The 17050-nt window shown below is 62.8% G+C and carries 15 protein-coding genes, 1 tRNA gene and 1 other RNA gene; 5 read left to right on the top strand and 12 right to left on the bottom strand.

Features of this window, described 5'->3' with window-relative positions; translation table 11 throughout:
- Positions 1-3: 3 nt before the first annotated feature.
- Genes nikC through C1717_RS01030 form a run of 3 tightly spaced genes read left to right on the top strand, consistent with a single transcriptional unit; the run spans position 4 to position 3116 of the window.
- On the top strand, positions 4-960 hold the full coding sequence (nikC, locus tag C1717_RS01040) for a nickel transporter permease (RefSeq protein WP_245859332.1): 957 nt from the start codon (positions 4-6) through the stop codon (positions 958-960).
- A 5-nt stretch (positions 961-965) separates the two neighbouring features.
- Positions 966-2015 carry an ABC transporter ATP-binding protein gene (locus C1717_RS01035; RefSeq protein WP_180965787.1) on the top strand — a complete coding sequence of 350 codons (1050 nt, stop codon included), beginning with the start codon at positions 966-968 and terminating at the stop codon, positions 2013-2015.
- Entirely contained in the window at positions 2016-3116 is a 1101-nt protein-coding gene (locus C1717_RS01030) for an ABC transporter ATP-binding protein (RefSeq protein ID WP_102371408.1), read from the top strand. It abuts the gene before it with no gap.
- A gap of 267 nt (positions 3117-3383) precedes the next feature.
- Here C1717_RS01030 and C1717_RS01025 read toward each other — a convergent pair whose 3' ends face one another.
- The 3 genes from C1717_RS01025 to C1717_RS01015 all read right to left on the bottom strand — a co-directional run bounded on the left by C1717_RS01025 (position 3384) and on the right by C1717_RS01015 (position 6307).
- A complete protein-coding gene (locus tag C1717_RS01025; RefSeq protein ID WP_180965786.1) occupies positions 3384-4475 on the bottom strand; it encodes a site-specific integrase in 1092 nt (363 codons plus the stop codon).
- A 140-nt stretch (positions 4476-4615) separates the two neighbouring features.
- Positions 4616-5491 (bottom strand): LAPAL motif-containing putative phage structural protein, encoded by an 876-nt coding sequence (locus C1717_RS01020; RefSeq protein ID WP_102371406.1) that lies wholly within the window; start codon positions 5489-5491, stop codon positions 4616-4618.
- Between the two features lie 81 nt (positions 5492-5572).
- Positions 5573-6307, bottom strand: coding sequence for an NYN domain-containing protein (locus C1717_RS01015; RefSeq protein ID WP_102371405.1), 735 nt, complete (start codon positions 6305-6307; stop codon positions 5573-5575).
- 143 nt (positions 6308-6450) lie between these two features.
- On the opposite strand from C1717_RS01015, the gene C1717_RS01010 reads away from it, so the two are divergent.
- Positions 6451-7563 (top strand): IS110 family RNA-guided transposase, encoded by a 1113-nt coding sequence (locus C1717_RS01010; RefSeq protein WP_102371404.1) that lies wholly within the window; start codon positions 6451-6453, stop codon positions 7561-7563.
- 510 nt (positions 7564-8073) lie between these two features.
- Here the strand turns inward: C1717_RS01010 and C1717_RS01005 are convergent.
- The 9 genes from C1717_RS01005 to C1717_RS00965 all read right to left on the bottom strand — a co-directional run bounded on the left by C1717_RS01005 (position 8074) and on the right by C1717_RS00965 (position 15972).
- Positions 8074-8613, bottom strand: coding sequence for a hypothetical protein (locus C1717_RS01005; RefSeq protein ID WP_102371403.1), 540 nt, complete (start codon positions 8611-8613; stop codon positions 8074-8076).
- A complete protein-coding gene (locus tag C1717_RS01000; protein ID WP_102371402.1) occupies positions 8610-9017 on the bottom strand; it encodes a helix-turn-helix transcriptional regulator in 408 nt (135 codons plus the stop codon). The genes C1717_RS01005 and C1717_RS01000 overlap by 4 nt, the downstream gene beginning before the upstream one ends.
- A gap of 313 nt (positions 9018-9330) precedes the next feature.
- Positions 9331-9698: a transfer-messenger RNA gene (ssrA, locus tag C1717_RS00995) on the bottom strand.
- A 122-nt stretch (positions 9699-9820) separates the two neighbouring features.
- Positions 9821-11113, bottom strand: coding sequence for an aminotransferase class III-fold pyridoxal phosphate-dependent enzyme (locus C1717_RS00990; RefSeq protein WP_102371401.1), 1293 nt, complete (start codon positions 11111-11113; stop codon positions 9821-9823).
- Between the two features lie 72 nt (positions 11114-11185).
- Positions 11186-12169: an acetylglutamate kinase gene (argB, locus tag C1717_RS00985; RefSeq protein WP_102371400.1), complete on the bottom strand. Its 984-nt coding sequence runs from the start codon at positions 12167-12169 to the stop codon at positions 11186-11188.
- Positions 12170-12293: 124 nt separating this feature from the next.
- Positions 12294-13559 carry a bifunctional glutamate N-acetyltransferase/amino-acid acetyltransferase ArgJ gene (gene argJ, locus C1717_RS00980; protein WP_102371399.1) on the bottom strand — a complete coding sequence of 422 codons (1266 nt, stop codon included), beginning with the start codon at positions 13557-13559 and terminating at the stop codon, positions 12294-12296.
- Between the two features lie 119 nt (positions 13560-13678).
- On the bottom strand, positions 13679-14746 hold the full coding sequence (gene argC / locus C1717_RS00975; RefSeq protein WP_102371398.1) for an N-acetyl-gamma-glutamyl-phosphate reductase: 1068 nt from the start codon (positions 14744-14746) through the stop codon (positions 13679-13681).
- 92 nt (positions 14747-14838) lie between these two features.
- Positions 14839-15708: a patatin-like phospholipase family protein gene (locus tag C1717_RS00970; RefSeq protein ID WP_102371397.1), complete on the bottom strand. Its 870-nt coding sequence runs from the start codon at positions 15706-15708 to the stop codon at positions 14839-14841.
- A gap of 188 nt (positions 15709-15896) precedes the next feature.
- Positions 15897-15972 (bottom strand) — tRNA-Val (locus tag C1717_RS00965).
- A 151-nt stretch (positions 15973-16123) separates the two neighbouring features.
- Between C1717_RS00965 and C1717_RS00960 the strand changes: the two genes are divergently transcribed.
- On the top strand, positions 16124-17035 hold the full coding sequence (locus C1717_RS00960) for an HAD family hydrolase (protein WP_102371396.1): 912 nt from the start codon (positions 16124-16126) through the stop codon (positions 17033-17035).
- Positions 17036-17050: the final 15 nt, after the last annotated feature.

Genomic DNA, 17050 nt, shown 5'->3' with positions numbered 1-17050 from the left:
CGCATGGCAGAACTCATCAACGATGCAGCCGTCCTCCGCGAGGAGGAGCCCGCGCCATCGCAGATGCCGCCTGAGGCGCCGGAGGGCGAGCGCGCTGCGCAGAAGCCCGAGTCGCTCTGGAAGGACATGTGGTACTCCCTCACGCAGAACAAGCCTGCAATGGTGAGCCTTGTGGTCATCTCGCTGCTTGTGATCATTGCCATCGTGACGGCCATCGCACCACAGGTGCTTCCGTGCGATCCGTATCAACAGGATCTTTCCCAATCGTTCGAAGGACCGAGCGCCGAGCATTGGTTCGGCACGGACCAGCAGGGCCGTGACATCTTCAGCCGCATCCTTATCGGTAGCCAGATCTCGCTTACGGTCGGTCTGCTCTCGGTCGCCATTTCGCTCACGATCGGCGTCGCGCTCGGCGCAATCGCCGGCTACAAGGGCGGAATCGTCGATACGATCATCATGCGCTTCATGGACATGATGCTCGCCATCCCGTCCATCCTGCTTGCCATCGCGTTCATGGCGGCACTCGGCCGCGGCATCGACAAGGCGATCATCGCCATCGGCTTTGTGTCGATTCCTGAGTACGCGCGTATCGTGCGCAGCCAGATCCTTGCGGTCAAGCAGACCGACTACGTGGCAGCCGCGCGCGTCATCGGCGATTCCGATGCCACGATCATCTTCCGCCACGTGCTACCTAACGTGCTGCCCTCGATCATCGTGCGCGCGACGCTCGGCATCTCTGGCGCCATCCTCGATGCGGCGGCGCTCGGCTTCTTGGGCCTGGGCGTGCAGCCGCCGGCGGCGGAATGGGGCGACATGCTGGGTCGCGGGCGCAACTACATCTTCCGCGCCCCGCACGCGATGATCTTCCCCGGTCTTGCCATCACCATCACCGTGCTCGCTTTCAACCTGCTGGGTGACGGTATCCGCGACGCCTTCGATCCCAAAGCAAGGAAGCGGTGATACCTATGGCATTGCTTGAAGTGAAGGACCTCGTTACCGAGTTCCCCACGCGTAAGGGCATCGTCCGCGCAGTGAACGGCGTCACCTTCTCCATCGACCGCGGCGAGATCCTGGCCGTGGTGGGCGAGTCGGGTTCGGGCAAGAGCGTGACCTCGCTCTCGATCATGGGCCTCCTGCAGGATCCCGGCCATGTTGCCGGCGGTTCCATCACGTTCGACGGCAAGGATCTCCTTGCTGCGAGCGAACGCGAGATGGAGGCCATCCGCGGCGATCAGATCTCGATGATCTTCCAAGAGCCCATGACGAGCTTGAATCCCGTCTATCGCGTGGGCGACCAGATCGTCGAGGCCATCCAGACGCATACCGACATGAATAAGAAGGACGCTTGGGCGCGTGCGGTCGAGATGCTGCGCGTGGTGGGCATCCCTAGCCCCGAGGAGCGCGCGCGCGATTATCCGCATCAGATGTCGGGCGGCATGCGCCAGCGCGTCATGATCGCCATGGCACTCTCCTGCGATCCCAAGCTCCTGATCGCCGACGAGCCTACGACGGCGCTCGACGTGACGATCCAGGCTCAGATCCTGGACCTTATCTACAAGCTGCGCGACGAGTTCGACATGGCCGTCATGCTCATCACGCACGACCTGGGCGTCGTGTCCGAGGTGGCCGACCGCGTGGTCGTCATGTACTGCGGCCAGGTGGTCGAGGAGGGCGAGAAGGTCGAGCTGTTCGACTACCCGCTGCACCCCTACACGCTCGGTCTTCTGCGGTCCATTCCGCGTTTGGAGGACGAGCAGTCCGAGCGCCTCTACATGATCAAGGGCTCGGTGCCCAACGTGCTCGACATGCCCCCGGGATGCCCCTTCTCCGACCGATGCGACCGGTGCTTCGATCGGTGCCGCAAGGAGGTTCCCGAGCTGCGTGACGTTCCCGGTACCGACCGACGCGTCCGCTGCTTCCTGTACGACGATCCTTCCGAGGTCGAGCGCGCCATCGCTACGCAGCATGAGCGCGCGAACCGCTCGGTGGGCGCCACCGAGGAGGAGGTGCACTAGATGGAAAACGAGACCCTGCTCGAGGTTCAGCACCTCACCAAGAGCTTCGTGGCCGACAGCAACTTCTTTGGCAAGCCGACATCGTTCGTGCGCGCCGTCGACGATGTGAGCTTCTCGATCAAGAAAGGCGAGGCGTTCGGCCTGGTCGGAGAGTCGGGTTGCGGCAAGAGCACCATCGGCAAGATGCTTGTGGGGCTGCTCAAGCCTACGAGCGGAAAAATCCTTTTTGAGGGGCGCGATATCACCGCGCTTCCGCACAAGGAGCGCCGCAAGCTCTGCAGCGAGATCCAGCTTATCTTCCAGGATCCGTACGCGAGCCTGAACCCGCGAATGACGATCGGCCAGATCGTAGCGGAGCCCATCAAGACCAACAATATCCTGCCCGCTGACAAGATCGATGCGCGCGTGGATGAGCTGCTCGAGCGTGTGGGCTTGGCGAGCTACATGAAGAACCGCTATCCGCATGAGTTCTCAGGTGGACAGCGCCAGCGTGTCGGTATCGCCCGTGCGCTTGCGGTGAATCCCAAGCTCATCGTCTGCGACGAGCCCGTATCGGCGCTTGACGTGTCAATTCAGGCGCAGGTGCTTAACCTTCTCGACGACCTGAAGGATCAGTTCGGACTCACGTATCTGTTCATCGCCCATGGCCTGAACGTCGTGAAGCACATTTCGGATCGCGTGGGCGTCATGTATCTGGGTCGTCTGATGGAGATCGCTCCCAAGAACTCGCTTTACCATGAGCCGCTCTGCCCCTACACGCAGGCGCTGCTCTCGGCCATCCCGAGTCCTAATCCGCATCTGCAGCGAAAGCGCATCATTCTCGAGGGCGATGTACCGAGCCCCATCGATCCTCCGGCGGGTTGCCGCTTTGCAGGGCGTTGCTTTGCCAAGATCGGCGCCTGCGAGGTTGGTGCGCCCAACCTTACCGAGGTGCTGCCCAACCACATGTGCGCATGCCATCGCTATGCGAACGTGACCCAGGACAAGGTGCTCGACGTCGCCCGCGACCTGCAATACGATGCGGCGCGCCCCACGTACGGTCGCGGAAAGTCCGATGTGAACGCCGATCCCGTGGTGGCCGCTAAAAAGGCTGCTGAGTAACGTTGGCGTTGCGGGCTTCGGCCCCGCACTCTCCATCTGACCGGTAGATAACAAAATGCGGGCCTCCATCCGAGTTGGGTGGAGGCCCGCATTGCTGGCATTGCTGATTGCTGTTAGAGGGCGGATAGCAAAAAGGGCGAGCCCTCTTGATGAGAGTTCGCCCTATTCTCTTGTGGTGGAGCCGCGGAGAATCGAACGCCTGTTACATGCGCTGTCTACCTGCGCGAACGTTTAGAGCGTTTGCCAGAATTGCCACAATCACACCGCCTACACATCGCCCATCGCCGCATCGATGACGGAGGTCTCGACCTCGAGGTCGCCGAGCATGGGCCTCACGTAGCGGTTGTACGTGGTGCTCACGTCGCAGTGGCCGAGCCACCGCGAGACCTTGGCCACCTCGATGCCCGCGCCGATGCAGGCGGTGGCGAAGCTGTGCCGCAGCGTGTAGAGCGTCACGCGCGGGATGGGCTCGCCGTCATCATAGCACCCCTCGACGAGCCTGCGCATGTGCTTGCCGGCCGTGTTAGGGTTCATGCGCCCGCCGTCGCGCCCGGTCACTATCGGGCCGGATGACGGGCCCCATGCCTTCATTCTGGCGGCCGCCCAAGAGGTGAGCGGTATGGTGCGCTCGTTCCGCTCGGTCTTGGGGTCGTCGAGGGCGGCGCCGCCCTCGCCCACGGTGTACGTGCGCCGTATGGCCACCGTGCCGCGCGCGAGGTCGACGTCCTCCCAGTCGATGCCGAAGATCTCGCCCTTCCGCAGGCCCAGGCAGAGCCCGAGGACCACCATGCGCTCCTCGGCCGTGCCGGGGCAGCGCTCCCTCAGGTACCCGAGCAGCCGGCGGTGCTGGGCGAAGGTGGTGAGCCACTCGCCCTGCCTGCCGCCGTCACCCTTCTTGGGGTACTGGTAGCGGAAGGACGCTGGGTTCACCGCTATCATGCCCATCTCGACGGCGTTGCCCAGGACCGAGGAAAGCACCTCGCGGGCCTTCTGCGCCGACTTGCGCGTGGGGCACGAGAGGATCATCTTCTGCACGGACATGCGGTTTATGCGCTCGAGGTCCATGTCGCCGAATGCCGGCACGAGCCTGCGCTTGAGCACCTGGCGGTAGGTGTCGCGCGAGTTGCGCCTGAGCCCGGCCTTCTGCGGCCACCAGAGCGTATCCACGAACTCGCGGAACGTGATTCGCCCGGAGATCCCGCGCCTGCCGTCGCGCTCGATGGGAAATGCCCGCTCCGCCGCTTGGGCCTCCTTTTTGGTCCTGCACACCCGGGTGCGGCGGTCGCGGGCGCCGTCCCATTTCACGCCGACCGTGACGTCGGCCTGCCACTTGCCGTTCTTTAGCCTGCGGACGGCCATGGTAAAATCACCTTGCCTCCCGGATCTCGGTGGGTACTCAGCCCTTCCCCTCGTCGCCGCCAAGCTTTGGAGGGGGAGGGCGGTTTGCTGTTGATGCGCCATCATAGTGCGCTTGCGCCGCTGATATCACGCCTCTCGGATCAGAACAGCTTCCGTCTCTTCGGTTGAGCGATGACGTCGTATACCTTGATGACGCGTATCCGCTTGTTCTCCCAAACATTCATGGCGTTTCGCTTCTGAGTCAGCTCAAGATCGGCCAAGATGTCGTCCCCGATGCCGAACGTGTACTCATGGCTCACGAGCTTGTTCAGGAATTCGAAATCGGAGACATATCCGGTGGCTTTCTGGCCATTCCAGTAAAACTCCCATTTCCTCTTGTCGCTCACTTCAAGCATCGGTTTCGTTACCGAGAGGTAGACCTTCTCCTCAATCTTCACCCGCTCGTCTCCCACGACGCATTGTGGTGCCGTCTTTATCGTCGGGAAATCGGCTGAAGGCGCCTCGAAGCCCTCGGTGCCTTCGGATCCGATGGAGATGCTGGCGATGCTGTCGTCCCCCTCAAGCGCCGAGAACATCATCTCGGCTGCGCTGTCGACGGGGTCCGATGTACCAAGCCTGTAAACGTTGTTGGTAACGTTGATGGTCGAGTTATCGCCGGTGACGATGGTGATGCCGCTTCCCGAGCTCTCGACGGACTTGGGAGCCCCCTTCTTCCCGAGGAACTGCCTCAACTTCAGATATCCGTTTACGTTATCGATGATGGGTGTCAGCTGATCGCTAACCTGGGATAGCGTTGCCAACAGCCCAGGTAGACTCGTGACGGCGGTTTGAAGGATCGCCTCGAGACAGCCTGGTCTCGTGGCTGTGATCTTGACATCGATCTTCACGTTCGGATCGGTCTCAGCGGCGGCGAGCTGAAGCACCCTGGCGTAGTTGAGCACGACTTGAGTGAAGGTGTCGACGGATACGCCCTCGAGGTCGCCGCCGAACTTCACTGTCACCGATTTGGTCTGCATCGTCCTTCTCCACATCTGAACCACCTCGCGGCGATTCTACCAACTCGTTTTGACATCATATGGTCATCCCAAGTGCCCCGCTCATGCGCTCATCTCCTCGCGATCCGGCGCAGCGCCATGTCCAGCACTTCCCCCCGCGGCGTCGGCGCGCCGCATGGGATCGCGGTCGGTGAACGACTCCTTGCCATCGATATGCTCCATGAGGTCGCTGCTTATCGAGTTACCCATAGGATCGAGGATGAAGTCGATGCCCTTGCGGCGTGCCGCCTTGGCGGCGGGGACGAAGTCGCTGTCGCCGGATACGAGGATGATCTGCGAGACGATGCCGTCGTAGGCGAGCGACGATATGTCGATGCCCATGCGCATGTCCACGCCCTTCTGGGAGAAGGAGATGCGGAAGTCGCGCTCGGTCAGATCCTCGACCGTGATGGACCCCGCGCAGAGCTTCTTGACCTTCTCAGGATCGAGCATGAAGTGGGGCCGCACGTCAGAGAGCTTGCCCATGCGCAGCGCCATCTTGCGCTTGCTCTTGAGCGCGTCGAAGAAGTCGAGCGTCCAGCGGTACGTCTCCTCCTTCCCGAAGTCGATGTTCCTCTTCAGGAGCGGGTGGTAGACCGTGCTCTGGACCGGCGGGCAGTCGTAGTAGAAGATGCGGTAGAGCTCGCGGCGGACATGGCCGTCGCGCTTCTCCAGGATGTGACGGAACACGTAGCGGTTGAGCTCCTCCGCCCGCTCCTCGGGAGTCTTCTTGCCCCAGAGCTTCGCCGCGCGCTTGCGGTAGAAACCGCCGTCTACGAGGATTGCCGTCTTCGTCATGGGTGCTCCAAAGACGATATGAGAAAGCCATTGGAGGGAAAGCCTCCCCGCGGCATGCCGGGTCGCGGGCTGGGCGGGAACAATGGCTGTGTATCGTCAGCCTGCGGTGCCCGCCGTACCGCACGCATGGGAGGAGGCTCCCCGTGTCCCATGTTACCTCCGTCGGCCTCGACGTGCATGCCCGCTCCGTCGCGGCCTGCGCCTTCAATCCCTACACGGGCGAGGTGAGGCAGAAGACCTTTGGCACCGACGCTCAGGAGATCGCCTCCTGGATAAAGGCCTTCGAGGACCCCAGGGCGGTCTACGAGTCGGGCCCAACGGGGTTCGCCCTGTGCCGCGAGCTCCGCGGGCTCGGCGTCGACTGCATCGTCGGCGCCGTCTCCAAGATGCAGAAGCCGGCGGCCGATAAGCGCCGCAAGAACGACAGGCGCGACGCCGCCTTCCTGGCAAGGCTCCTCGCCACCCACAACATCATCGAGGTCTGGATACCGCCCGTCGAGGTGGAGGCGGCGCGCGACCTGTCCCGCGCGCTGGACGATGCGCGCATCGACCTGCAGCGCGCGCGGCAGCGCCTCTCCAAGTTCCTGCTGAGGCGAGGATACGCCTTCGACGAGGTCGACGCGCTCGGTCGGAAGAGAGGGGCCTGGACCCGGGCTTTCTGGAGATGGGTCGAGGGCCTGCGCCCGCAGGAGGCGGCAGCGGCCCATGCGTTCGACCACTACGTCACCTGCGTGCGCTGCGCCGAGTCGGACAAGCGGGCCCTCGAGAAGCTGGTGCTTGCCGAGGCCCGGAGCGGAAGATGGAAGGATAGGGTCGGCGCCCTCGCCTCCATCAAGGGCATCTACGTCATATCCGCTTTCAGCCTCGCCGCCGAGGCGGGCCTCTTCAGCCGCTTCCCGACCGCGGGAGCCTACGCTTCCTGGGTGGGCATCACCCCTTCCGAGCATTCCAGCGGCGAAAGGGAGGCGCGGGGCGGCATCACCAAGACGGGGAACGGCGCCTCCCGCCGCGTCCTCGTGGAGTCCTCCTGGCACTATATGAGCTGCTCGCCCAAGCCCAAGGCGGCGCCTTCGGGATATGAGGTGCCGCGGCACGTGAAAAGCCGGGCAGACGATGCCACCGCACGTCTGGCGCATCGCCACGAATCGCTCAGGGCCGCCGGCAAGCGGACCTGCGTCGCCAACGTCGCCGTCGCCCGGGAGCTCGCCTGCTGGGTCTGGGAGATCGGCAGGCGGGCCGAGGGGACGCTCGGCTAGGCCCGGGCGATACAGACCTTCTTGCCGGATGCGCCTGCATATCGACGCATCGCCGGGACCGGCTCACGGCTTTTTTGATGGGCAGCCAGGCGAGGCGGCGCCCGAGGACAAAGACTGGGAGGTTTTCGAGCGACGGCCCCGGACGGAGAATCGGAATGCGGTAGGTGCGCAAAACATATGCCAGCTGAGCTAAACGCAAACAAAATGGCGCACGAGTCCGCGGATATTAGCCTGCCAGGCGAGCGACGACTAACGAGCATCTCATGCAGGCGAACCGGCGAGAAATAGTTACAGGTCCCGGAATAAAATCTGGGACCTGTAACGTCATGCCTCTTGACAATGGCTTTCTCATATTACAAAAGAAGGCCCTTGGTTTACGCGCACCGCTCATCGCTGCGGGGCATCTCACCAAGGGCCGTATCTGCAGTACAAGATATTCCCGGACAGGCCCCGGTGTCAAACGTTGTCTACAAAAATCCCGACATTTCTTTCGGTTCCCCCATCACGCGCTCATCTCCTTGCGATCAAGCGGCGTGCCGTCTCGGCGTCCATGTTCCCGGTCCACTCGGCACCGTGCTTCTTCATGATGTCGGCGACCGCGGGCTGGATGCTGTAGTCGACGTTGGCGAGTCTGAACCCGAATGGCGGCGCCCCGAGGATGCCGAGCTGGCAGAGTGTCGCGGCATCGGTGTCGAGGTCGGGCAGGCTCACCACGCCCTCCTCTAGCGCGAGGGCAACGATGGCCCTGCGCCTGGGCGACATGAACTCGAACGAGCGACGCAGGAAGTCGACGCGCCGCGCCCGTTTGCCGAACTCGAGCAGGCGGCTGAGCAGGAGGCCGAGGAAGGCGCCGCCGAACAGGAACGCCGCGCTCCACAGCGCGCACTCGGCGGGATGCGCCACGGCGAATGCCCACACGGTCGCGAACGATCCGCTGAGGGCTCCCCAGGCGACGAGCGCGACGGTGAAAACGGCGTCGAAGACGATCCCCACGAGTTTCTGGGCGGCGACGGCCTGCGCCGCCTCGGCGACCTTCTCCCGCGCGCTCATGCGCTCATCTCCTCGCGATCCGGCGCAGCGCCATGTCCAGCACTTCCCCCCGCGGCGTCGGCGCGGCGCAGGGGGTCGCGGGCGAGGCTCGCGATCGTCTCCGAGGCGAGCGTCTTGCCGTCCTCGGTAAGCGCGTCGTAGGCGTCGACCATGGCGGCGCGGCGGGGGTCGGCCGACGCCCCACCCGCTCCAGGCGCATCCTCGGGGTGCTCGATGTACCAGCCGGTCATCTCGTTCGGCGTGGTGCCCAGGATCTCGCAGCACCGGCACAGCTGCTCGATGCTCATCATGGTTTCACCGCGTTCCCAAGCGCCGATTGTGCGAAGGTTCGCCCCAATTAATTCTGCGAGCTGGGTTTGGGAAAGCTTCTTCGCTTTTCTGATTCGCTTCAGCTGAAGGATCACATCTCACTCCCTTCAGAATTGGCAATACATCGCCTATATCGTATGAGCCGCACTAAGAATAGGCAAGAAATATCTTAGAAAAGTCTTGCAATAGGCTAGAAGTCTCCTATACTGAGAATCGAAATAGGCGAGATATAGCATATTTCGATTCATAGGCAAGCCTATGTTTCCGACGTTCGCCAAGATTCGCCGTTGACATGGCGCGCGGGGCGTGCGTTAGCCAAAATTAGCCAAAGACAGCGGGAGATATATGGGCTAGCGGATTGAAAAACGGGCCTTCTACCTGCGACGGGGTAGAAAGCCCGGAAAAAGTTGGTGGAGCCGCGGAGAATCGAACTCCGGTCCACGAAAGCCCCCTGATCGGCATCTCCAGGCTCAGTCGCTGATTTGATCTCGGGTGCCTTGCGCGCAGCGACACGCTCGCGGCACCCCAACCGGTTCAGTCTTAGCCTGCGCCATACCGATTACGTGCGCAGGAGCATTCCCCTAAGATGACACCGCTCCCGGGGCGGGGAACTCCCGGGTTTGGCGTGCTGCTATGTAATTAAGCAGCAAGAGCCAGCTGAGGCTCGTAAGAAGAATTCTTGTCAATTCATTTTGACAGTACCCCTGTTTAACGTGGCGAGGAGACCACGGCCTGCTTCCTCTCTCAGAGCTATCGCGTCGAAACCAGTCGGCCCCAGAAGGCGGTCTGGCAGGCTGCGGCGCTGTCACCGCAAAGCCGTACTCGACCTGTCAAAGTACCTGCTGCGCATGCAGCGTGGAAAAGCAGCATACCACGGTCGCTGCCTGTGCTCAAGCTCTTACCCAGCCTGCTCGAGCCTATGCGCGAGAGCGTCAACCAGAAGGTCGATATCATCGGGCGTGCAGATGAGCGGGGGGAGGAACCGTAGCGTGTGATCGCCTGTGGCGTTGAGCACGAATCCGTCGTCGAGAAGGGCCGCAACGAGGTCATGGGCGTCGCATGCATCGGGCGCGAGGTCGCAGCCGACCATGAGCCCGCGTCCGCGCACCTCGGTGACGCAGGGAAGGGCGTCAAGGCGCTCCATAAGGTAGGTGCCGGCATGGACGGCATGCTCTCCATATGCTCCGCAGATGAGCTCGCAGAGCACGGCCTCGGCAGCTGCTACCGCGAGGTTGCTGCCGCCAAACGTCGTCCCGTGCTCACCGGGGGCGAACGTGCGGGCGATTTCCGCCCGTGCCACGCAGGCGCCGCATGGAACGCCGCCAGCGATGCCCTTTGCAAGGCTCATGATATCGGGTGCGATGCCGAGCGACTGTATGGCGAATGGCGTACCGCACCGGAATATTCCCGCCTGCACCTCATCGGAGATGAGGAGCGCGCCGGCTGCGTGTGCCAGCTCGGCAGCTTCGTGGACGAATTCAGCGGTAAGGGGATGGACTCCGCTCTCGCCTTGGATCGGCTCGATCAAGATGCCCGCGATCTGCTTACCATGCTGTGCGAAGAGCTCCCGTAGCCCATCGATGTCGTTGGGCTCGCACATGAGGAATCCCCCAGGCAGCGGCTGGAACGGCTCCTGGAGCCGCTCCTGCATCGTTGCGGCCAGGGTCTCGAGCGTGCGCCCGTGGAACCCGCCATGCAAGCAAACGATCGCGTTGCCGCCGTTGCCGTGTCGTTGCGCGTAGAGGCGCGCGAGCTTGAGGGAGCACTCGTTCGCCTCGGCACCGGAGTTGGCGAAAAACGTCTGCCAAACCTGTTCGCCCGCAGCCGGCTGCGCCGCGTCCATGGCAGCCTGCGCATCTCCAGAGCACAGCGCCCGAGCGAGCCGCTCAGCACCCTCCATGTCATTGTTCGCGAGCTTGGAAAGAAGCGCGGCCACCTCGGCGCGATGCTCGATGTAGTAGTAATTCGACACATGAAGGAGCTGCTCTGCCTGATGCGAAAGAGCGTTTACCAGCGCCGGATGCCCATGTCCAAGACAGCAGACGCCGATGCCGGCAAGGAAATCGAGATACTCCTTGCCTGTGTCGTCGTAAAGCCTCATGCCCTCGCCATGCGTGAACAGTACCGGCAGGCGACCGAATGTGGGCATGATATACGTTCCATCGAGGGAGCGTTCCTGTTCGAGGTCCATGGTTTCCTCCAATGATTGCGGGCGTTGGCGGCATCCATCCGTTGATGAGATGCGCCCCGGGCCGTGGCGACGTTACTCGGTGCCCTCGATGCCAAATTCCTCTTCGACATCCTGCGAGAGGCGGGCGGCGAGTGCACCTACTGGATGCGGATGGCGATCGAACTCGTACGCCTCGGCCGTGGCGTGTATCACCGTGCCGATGCCGGCGTCGGTGAGCAGCTCGAGCAGCAACGCGTGCGGCGTCGTGCCGTTGATGATGTGTGAGCGGTACACGCCGTGGCGCAACGCGTGCACGCACGAGCGCAACTTGGGAATCATGCCCTTGGCGGCCGTTCCGTCGGCGAGGAGCCCTTCGGTCTCCTCGAGGGTGAGGTTCGAGATGAGCGAGTCCTTGTCATCGAAATCCTCGTATAGACCGTCGACGTCGGTTAGGAAGATGATCTTGTGCGCATGGATCGCAGCGGCGATATGCCCCGCGGCGACATCTGCGTTGATGTTGAAGAAGCCGCCGTCCTCGCCCTGAGCGACCGTGGCGACCACGGGGATGTACTCATTGTCGAGCAGGCTCTCGAGGTAATCGGGATTGACCCGGACGATATCGCCCACACGACCGAGCGCGGGGTCGAGCTGCTGGGCGATCAAGGTACCCGCATCGCTGCCGGACACGCCGACGGCCACGGTGCCATGCCGGTTGAGAGCCGATACGAGATCGGTGTTGACCTTGCCGACGAGGACCTCGCGGACCACATCCATGACCTCGGGCGTGGTGACACGCTGTCCATCCTTGAATGCAACGGGCAGATCGAGGCGTTTGAGGGCGCCGCTTACCTCGGCGCCGCCGCCGTGGACGATGACCACGCGCGCGCCGATGATCCTGAGCAGCAAGACATCGCTCATCACGTCATCGCGTAGGAGGTCATCCACCATGGCGGCGCCGCCGTACTTGATGACGACCGTCTTGCCGGTGAGGTTCTTGACCCATGGTAGCGTCTCGTACAGCAGCTCGCCGGTTTCTTGGTAAGGGCGGGTGGAAGCGGTGTCACGTGCGTATTTCATAGCGGCCTTCCAGGTTTAGATAGGAAAAGATAAGGCGAAGGGCAGGCGCCTCGCGGGCACCCGGCCATGCGTGCGGCGAGCTCTTGAAGCGCGACCGCACCGATTGTGCTTGTGAACGAAGTTCTTACGAACGGTAATCGGCGTTGATGGAGATGTAGTCATGCGTGAGATCGCAGGACCAGATCGTGGTCGCCGAGGTGCCTGCGCCGAGGTCGCAAGAGATGACGATCTCGGGGGCTTCGAATCGTCGCAGGGCTTCGTCTTCGTCGAAGGGAACCGCAAGGCCGTCTCGACACACCGGGATGCCCATGAAGTCGATCGAGGTGCGCCTCTCATCGAACTCGGCACCGGACTTGCCCAGCGCGGCGGCGATGCGGCCCCAGTTGCAATCACGGCCCGCGATGGCGCACTTCACCAGGGGCGAGTTGGCGACGGCGCGCGCGGCGGCATCGGCATCTGCATCGCTGGCAGCGCTGCTGACGTTGACCGTCACGAGTTTAGAGGCCCCTTCGCCGTCGGAGGCGATAGCCCTTGCGAGCGCTTCGCATACGACAAAGAGCGCCTGCTCGAGCTCGCAGTACGCGTCGCTGCCCTCCTCGATGGGCTCCGCGCCCGGCGCGGCGGCGCCCGACGCCATGAGCACGCACGTATCATTGGTCGAGGTATCGGAGTCGACGGTCACCTTATTGAAGGTCTTGCCCACGACGGAGGTCAGCAGGCTGCCGAGCGTGGCGGGCGCAACGGGTGCATCCGTGGTGATGATCGAGATCATGGTTGCCATGTTGGGCATGATCATGCCCGAACCCTTGACGCAGCCTCCGACGGTGAAGGTGCAGCCGAGATATTCGAGCGCTTGGGTCTCGTAGGATACGGCGTACTCCTTAGGATGCGTGTCGGTGGTCATGATCGCGCAAGCGGCATCGTGACCACCGTCGCGGGCGAGAGCGTCGACAGCTATGGGAACACCGGCTTCGAAGGGATCGGTCGAGAGCGGCTGGCCGATTACCCCGGTCGAAGCGACGAGCACCTGATTGGTATCACAGCCGAGGATCTGGGCAGCGATCTCTGCCGACTCCTGTGCGACGGCGCGCCCTTGGTCTCCGGTTGCAGCGTTTGCGTTGCCTGAGTTCACCATGATGGCACGGGCGATCCCCGAGCCCCGACCACCAAGGTGGTCACGGCTGATCAGGACGGGCGCAGCGCAGAAGCGGTTGGTGGTGAAGACGGCGGCGGTAGGACAGGGCTCGTCTGCAGCGACGAGCGCGAGGTCGAGACGTTCGGGATTCTTCCTGAAGCCGGCGTGAACACCGGCTGCCCTGAAGCCGCGTGCGCTGGTGACTCCGCCTTGCGGAACGGCGCGGATTGCCGCATCGAACTGTTCCATATCCATAAGGTCTCTCCTGAGCTAGACGAGGGTGCAAAGCCGAGTGCCATGCAGCACCATCAAGTGTACCGAGCGGGTGCCGCACGGGCAACGCCACCCGCGCATCAGTTATCGCGTGCAAGCGATTAAACGGGGAGGGCGCTGAGCGGTAAGCCTCGTCGCTCGTCGAGTCCGAATACGATGTTCGCGCACTGCACGGCCTGGCCAGCTGCGCCTTTGCAGAGGTTGTCGATGGCGCCGATCGCGACGAGGACCCCTGTGCGACGGTCAATCGCGAGCCCTACCTGGCAGAGGCACGTTCCTGCAACGGAATCGGTACGCGGCGTCCTCCCTGCATCGAGGACGTCGACGAGTGGGTGTCCTTCATACGCGGCGCGATATGCATCGATCACGGCATCGCCATCAAGAGACTGCGCATCTTCAGTGAGCGGAATGGTAACCGTCGACAGCAGTCCGCGCTTCAAAGGTGCCAGGTGCGGCGTGAAGACCACGCGTCCCTCGAGACCAAGGATCTGCTCGATTTCGGGGGTATGGCGGTGACGGCAGACGCTGTATGCCTCGACGTTCTCCGCGACGCTGCAGAAATGGGTGCGTGCGGTGGGGGTTTTGCCGGCGCCCGTCACACCCGAGATCGCATTCACAACGATGGGAGCTCCTTCGCGGGCCCAGCCCAAGCGGATGGCCGGCGCGGCTGCGAGCGATGTCGCCGTGGGGAAGCATCCGGCGCAGGCAACGAGCGGTGCTGTTCCAGAGGCGCGCTGGTCCTTGGCGCGCAGGAGGTCCTCGGCGAAGAGCTCGGGGAGACCGAATGCGCTCGTGGCAAGGAGTTCGGGCGCGGTGTGCTCCACTCCATACCACGACTCATAGGTTGCAGCATCGGCGAGACGAAAGTCCGCCGAGAGGTCGATGACCGTCACGCCGCTGTCCAGCAGCGACGGCGCGATCTTGAGCGCCGCGGTGTGCGGCACCGCTAGGAACACGGCGTCGCACGTTGCGAGTACGGGGTCGTTGTGCGGGGTGAAGAAAAGATCGGTCGCTCCGGCAAGGGCGGGGTACACGTCGGAGATCGCTTTGCCGGCGTCTTCCGCCGACGTGGCTGCGACGAGCTCGAAATCGGGATGGGCGAGCAGCAAGCGCACGAGTTCGACGCCCGCATATCCCGCCGCGCCCACGACAGCAACCCTATATCCCATACCATCACCCGTATCGTGAATAAAGAAGAATCGATTATTTGTTGATACGGAAGAATAGCACTCATTATGAGAGATTACGAATTTGTAACAAACTAAGCGGCGAACTCCCGAATGCGATCGAGCAGACGGATTGCTTCTTGGCGCCCCTGGATGTACAGATCAAGCAGCTTGGCCGGGTCGCGTTCGATATGGCCCACTTCGACGGGGCGTTGCGGTGCGATCACCAGCGCCCGCCCGTCGCGTTCGTAGTCCCAGATGTGCTCGCGCTGCTCGTTATAGCGCTCGTGGCGCGTCTCGAGGGCCTCGAGCAGGTAGGGATACTCGCTATAGCGAGCTCGTGCGGCAGCCATGAGCTCATAGGGTTCCTTCTGGTAGCCGCGGTGCTGCGTAAGCACGACGATGGCACGGCGATAGCCTTCGTCTTCGAGCGCGTGCTCGATGGGCACCGAGTCCGCCACGCCGCCGTCGAGATAGAGATGGCCGTCGATGGAGACCGGCTGGGTTATGAGGGGAAGCGAGGTGGTGGCGCGAAGGATATCGATATCGAGGACGGCATTCTTGACTTCGAGGTAGGAGGGAGTTCCGAACAGGATGTCCGTCATCGTGGCGAACAGGCGCATGGGATTCGCGAGGAACGCGTCGTTGTCAAAGGGATCGAGCCGGTCCTGGACATCGTTGAGCATGAAGTCATAACCGATGAGGCTGCCCGTTGCGGTAAGCGACTTGGTGCCGATATAGCGCCGGTCGTTGCAGAACGCGAGATTGACGCGGTTGACGCGACCGATCTGGCGCGATTTGAAATTCAGCCCGTTGAGCGCTCCGGCGGAGACGCCGTAGCATACGGGAACCTCGATGCCGTGCTCGAGCATCACGTCAAGCACGCCGGCGGTGAACTGGCCGCGGAAGCTGCCGCCTTCTAGGATGAGGGCGGTCTTTCCGGAATGCTCGGCTTTTGCGTGCATGGGTTCCTCCAATCATGCGCCGCCAGAGACAGGATGCGGCAAGTTGTATTCGGTTCTTCTACCACAAAAGGTTTGCGTTCATACCGTGGAGGCGGCTCGGGGCGGTTGGGTCGGGCGCGTGCCCCACGGTGCTCGCGAAAAAATAGCGCCCGATTCGAACATGCCGAACCGAGCGCCTAGCAGCTCAGTGGTGGGCGATGAGGGATTCGAACCCCCAGCCTTGTGCGTGTAAAGCACCTGCGCTAACCGTTGCGCCAATCGCCCGTGGGTACACAGTATAGCCTAACAGAGCGCATCGCAACCCTACGGAAATGCAATGTCGCTTCGGGCGCGTGCCCCCATGGCCCCGTGGCGCTCGGTATGATAAGGGCACAAGTGGGCGGAGCCGCCGTCCCGCGGGGCTTTTGGAGGATACATGCCTGAGCAAAACGTCTTTTTGCCGGAGGTGGCGACCGGCGAGCTGCGCGAGCGGCTGGCGAAGGTGCGCTACGTTTTCAGCGACCTTGATGGCACCATGTACGGACCCGGGTCCTGCGTGCTCCTGAACGCGGCCGGCGAGCACAGCCTTTCCTTCGTGTCGGTGCTCGTCGAGCTCAAGCGCGCGGGCATCGAGGTCATTCCCTGCTCGGGGCGAAATCGCTCTATGCTTCATGAGGATTCGCGCCTTCTTGGGCTCAAGTCCTACATCGGAGAGATGGGCGGCATCATCATGCTCGATCGCTCCAAGGACGAGTGGGAATACTTCACGGCTGATATGGCGTACGATCCCGATTGCGGCCTCACGCCCCATGAGGTTATCGAGCAAACCGGCGTATGCGACGAATTCGTGGGGCGCTGGCCTGGGCTGCTCGAGTACCACAACGACATGTCGACGGGATACAAGTATCGTGAGGTGACGGTCGGACTCCGCGGTGAGATTCCTGATGAGGAGGCGCGAGCCCTGCTTGACGGCTGCGGGCTTGATCTTGACTGGGCGGATAACGGCTATCTCAACTACATCTCGGCGCCCACGACGCTCAAGCTCCCCGAAGGCGTGCCCGGTCGCGCATTCAACATCATGCCCAAGGGACTCGACAAAGGGCGCGCGATCAAGCGGTTCTGCGAGCTCAAAGGCATCGATCCGGCTGAAACGCTCGCCATTGGCGACGCGACCTCCGACTACCTCATGGCAGATTACGTCGGGATGTTCCTGCTGGTCGAAAACGCCCTGCACAACAGCGATGCCGAGGACTTCCTGGCGTCGCATCCCGAGGTTCGCGTTGCGCGCGGGCGGATCGTGGACGGATGGGTCCGCGCGATGCGCACGCTGCTCGAGGCACAGGACTAGCTTGCGGGTTTTGAA

It is taken from the genome of Enorma phocaeensis, from assembly GCF_900186505.1.
In the GTDB taxonomy this organism is placed as follows: domain Bacteria; phylum Actinomycetota; class Coriobacteriia; order Coriobacteriales; family Coriobacteriaceae; genus Enorma; species Enorma phocaeensis.
Note: the sequence above shows the minus strand (reverse complement) of the source record. Positions and strands in the feature narration are given on the sequence as shown.

What these genes read in the sequence shown, in the direction of transcription:
- C1717_RS01030 (WP_102371408.1), top strand. Translation starts at nt 2,016, where the DNA reads ATGGAAAACGAGACCCTGCTCGAGGTTCAGCACCTCACCAAGAGCTTC.
- C1717_RS01025 (WP_180965786.1), bottom strand. Translation starts at nt 4,475, where the DNA reads ATGGCCGTCCGCAGGCTAAAGAACGGCAAGTGGCAGGCCGACGTCACG.
- nikC (WP_245859332.1), top strand. Translation starts at nt 4, where the DNA reads ATGGCAGAACTCATCAACGATGCAGCCGTCCTCCGCGAGGAGGAGCCC.
- C1717_RS01035 (WP_180965787.1), top strand. Translation starts at nt 966, where the DNA reads ATGGCATTGCTTGAAGTGAAGGACCTCGTTACCGAGTTCCCCACGCGT.
- argC (WP_102371398.1), bottom strand. Translation starts at nt 14,746, where the DNA reads ATGGGATATAGGGTTGCTGTCGTGGGCGCGGCGGGATATGCGGGCGTC.
- argB (WP_102371400.1), bottom strand. Translation starts at nt 12,169, where the DNA reads ATGAAATACGCACGTGACACCGCTTCCACCCGCCCTTACCAAGAAACC.
- C1717_RS01015 (WP_102371405.1), bottom strand. Translation starts at nt 6,307, where the DNA reads ATGACGAAGACGGCAATCCTCGTAGACGGCGGTTTCTACCGCAAGCGC.
- argJ (WP_102371399.1), bottom strand. Translation starts at nt 13,559, where the DNA reads ATGGATATGGAACAGTTCGATGCGGCAATCCGCGCCGTTCCGCAAGGC.
- C1717_RS00970 (WP_102371397.1), bottom strand. Translation starts at nt 15,708, where the DNA reads ATGCACGCAAAAGCCGAGCATTCCGGAAAGACCGCCCTCATCCTAGAA.
- C1717_RS01020 (WP_102371406.1), bottom strand. Translation starts at nt 5,491, where the DNA reads ATGCAGACCAAATCGGTGACAGTGAAGTTCGGCGGCGACCTCGAGGGC.
- C1717_RS00990 (WP_102371401.1), bottom strand. Translation starts at nt 11,113, where the DNA reads ATGGACCTCGAACAGGAACGCTCCCTCGATGGAACGTATATCATGCCC.
- C1717_RS01005 (WP_102371403.1), bottom strand. Translation starts at nt 8,613, where the DNA reads ATGAGCGCGCGGGAGAAGGTCGCCGAGGCGGCGCAGGCCGTCGCCGCC.
- C1717_RS00960 (WP_102371396.1), top strand. Translation starts at nt 16,124, where the DNA reads ATGCCTGAGCAAAACGTCTTTTTGCCGGAGGTGGCGACCGGCGAGCTG.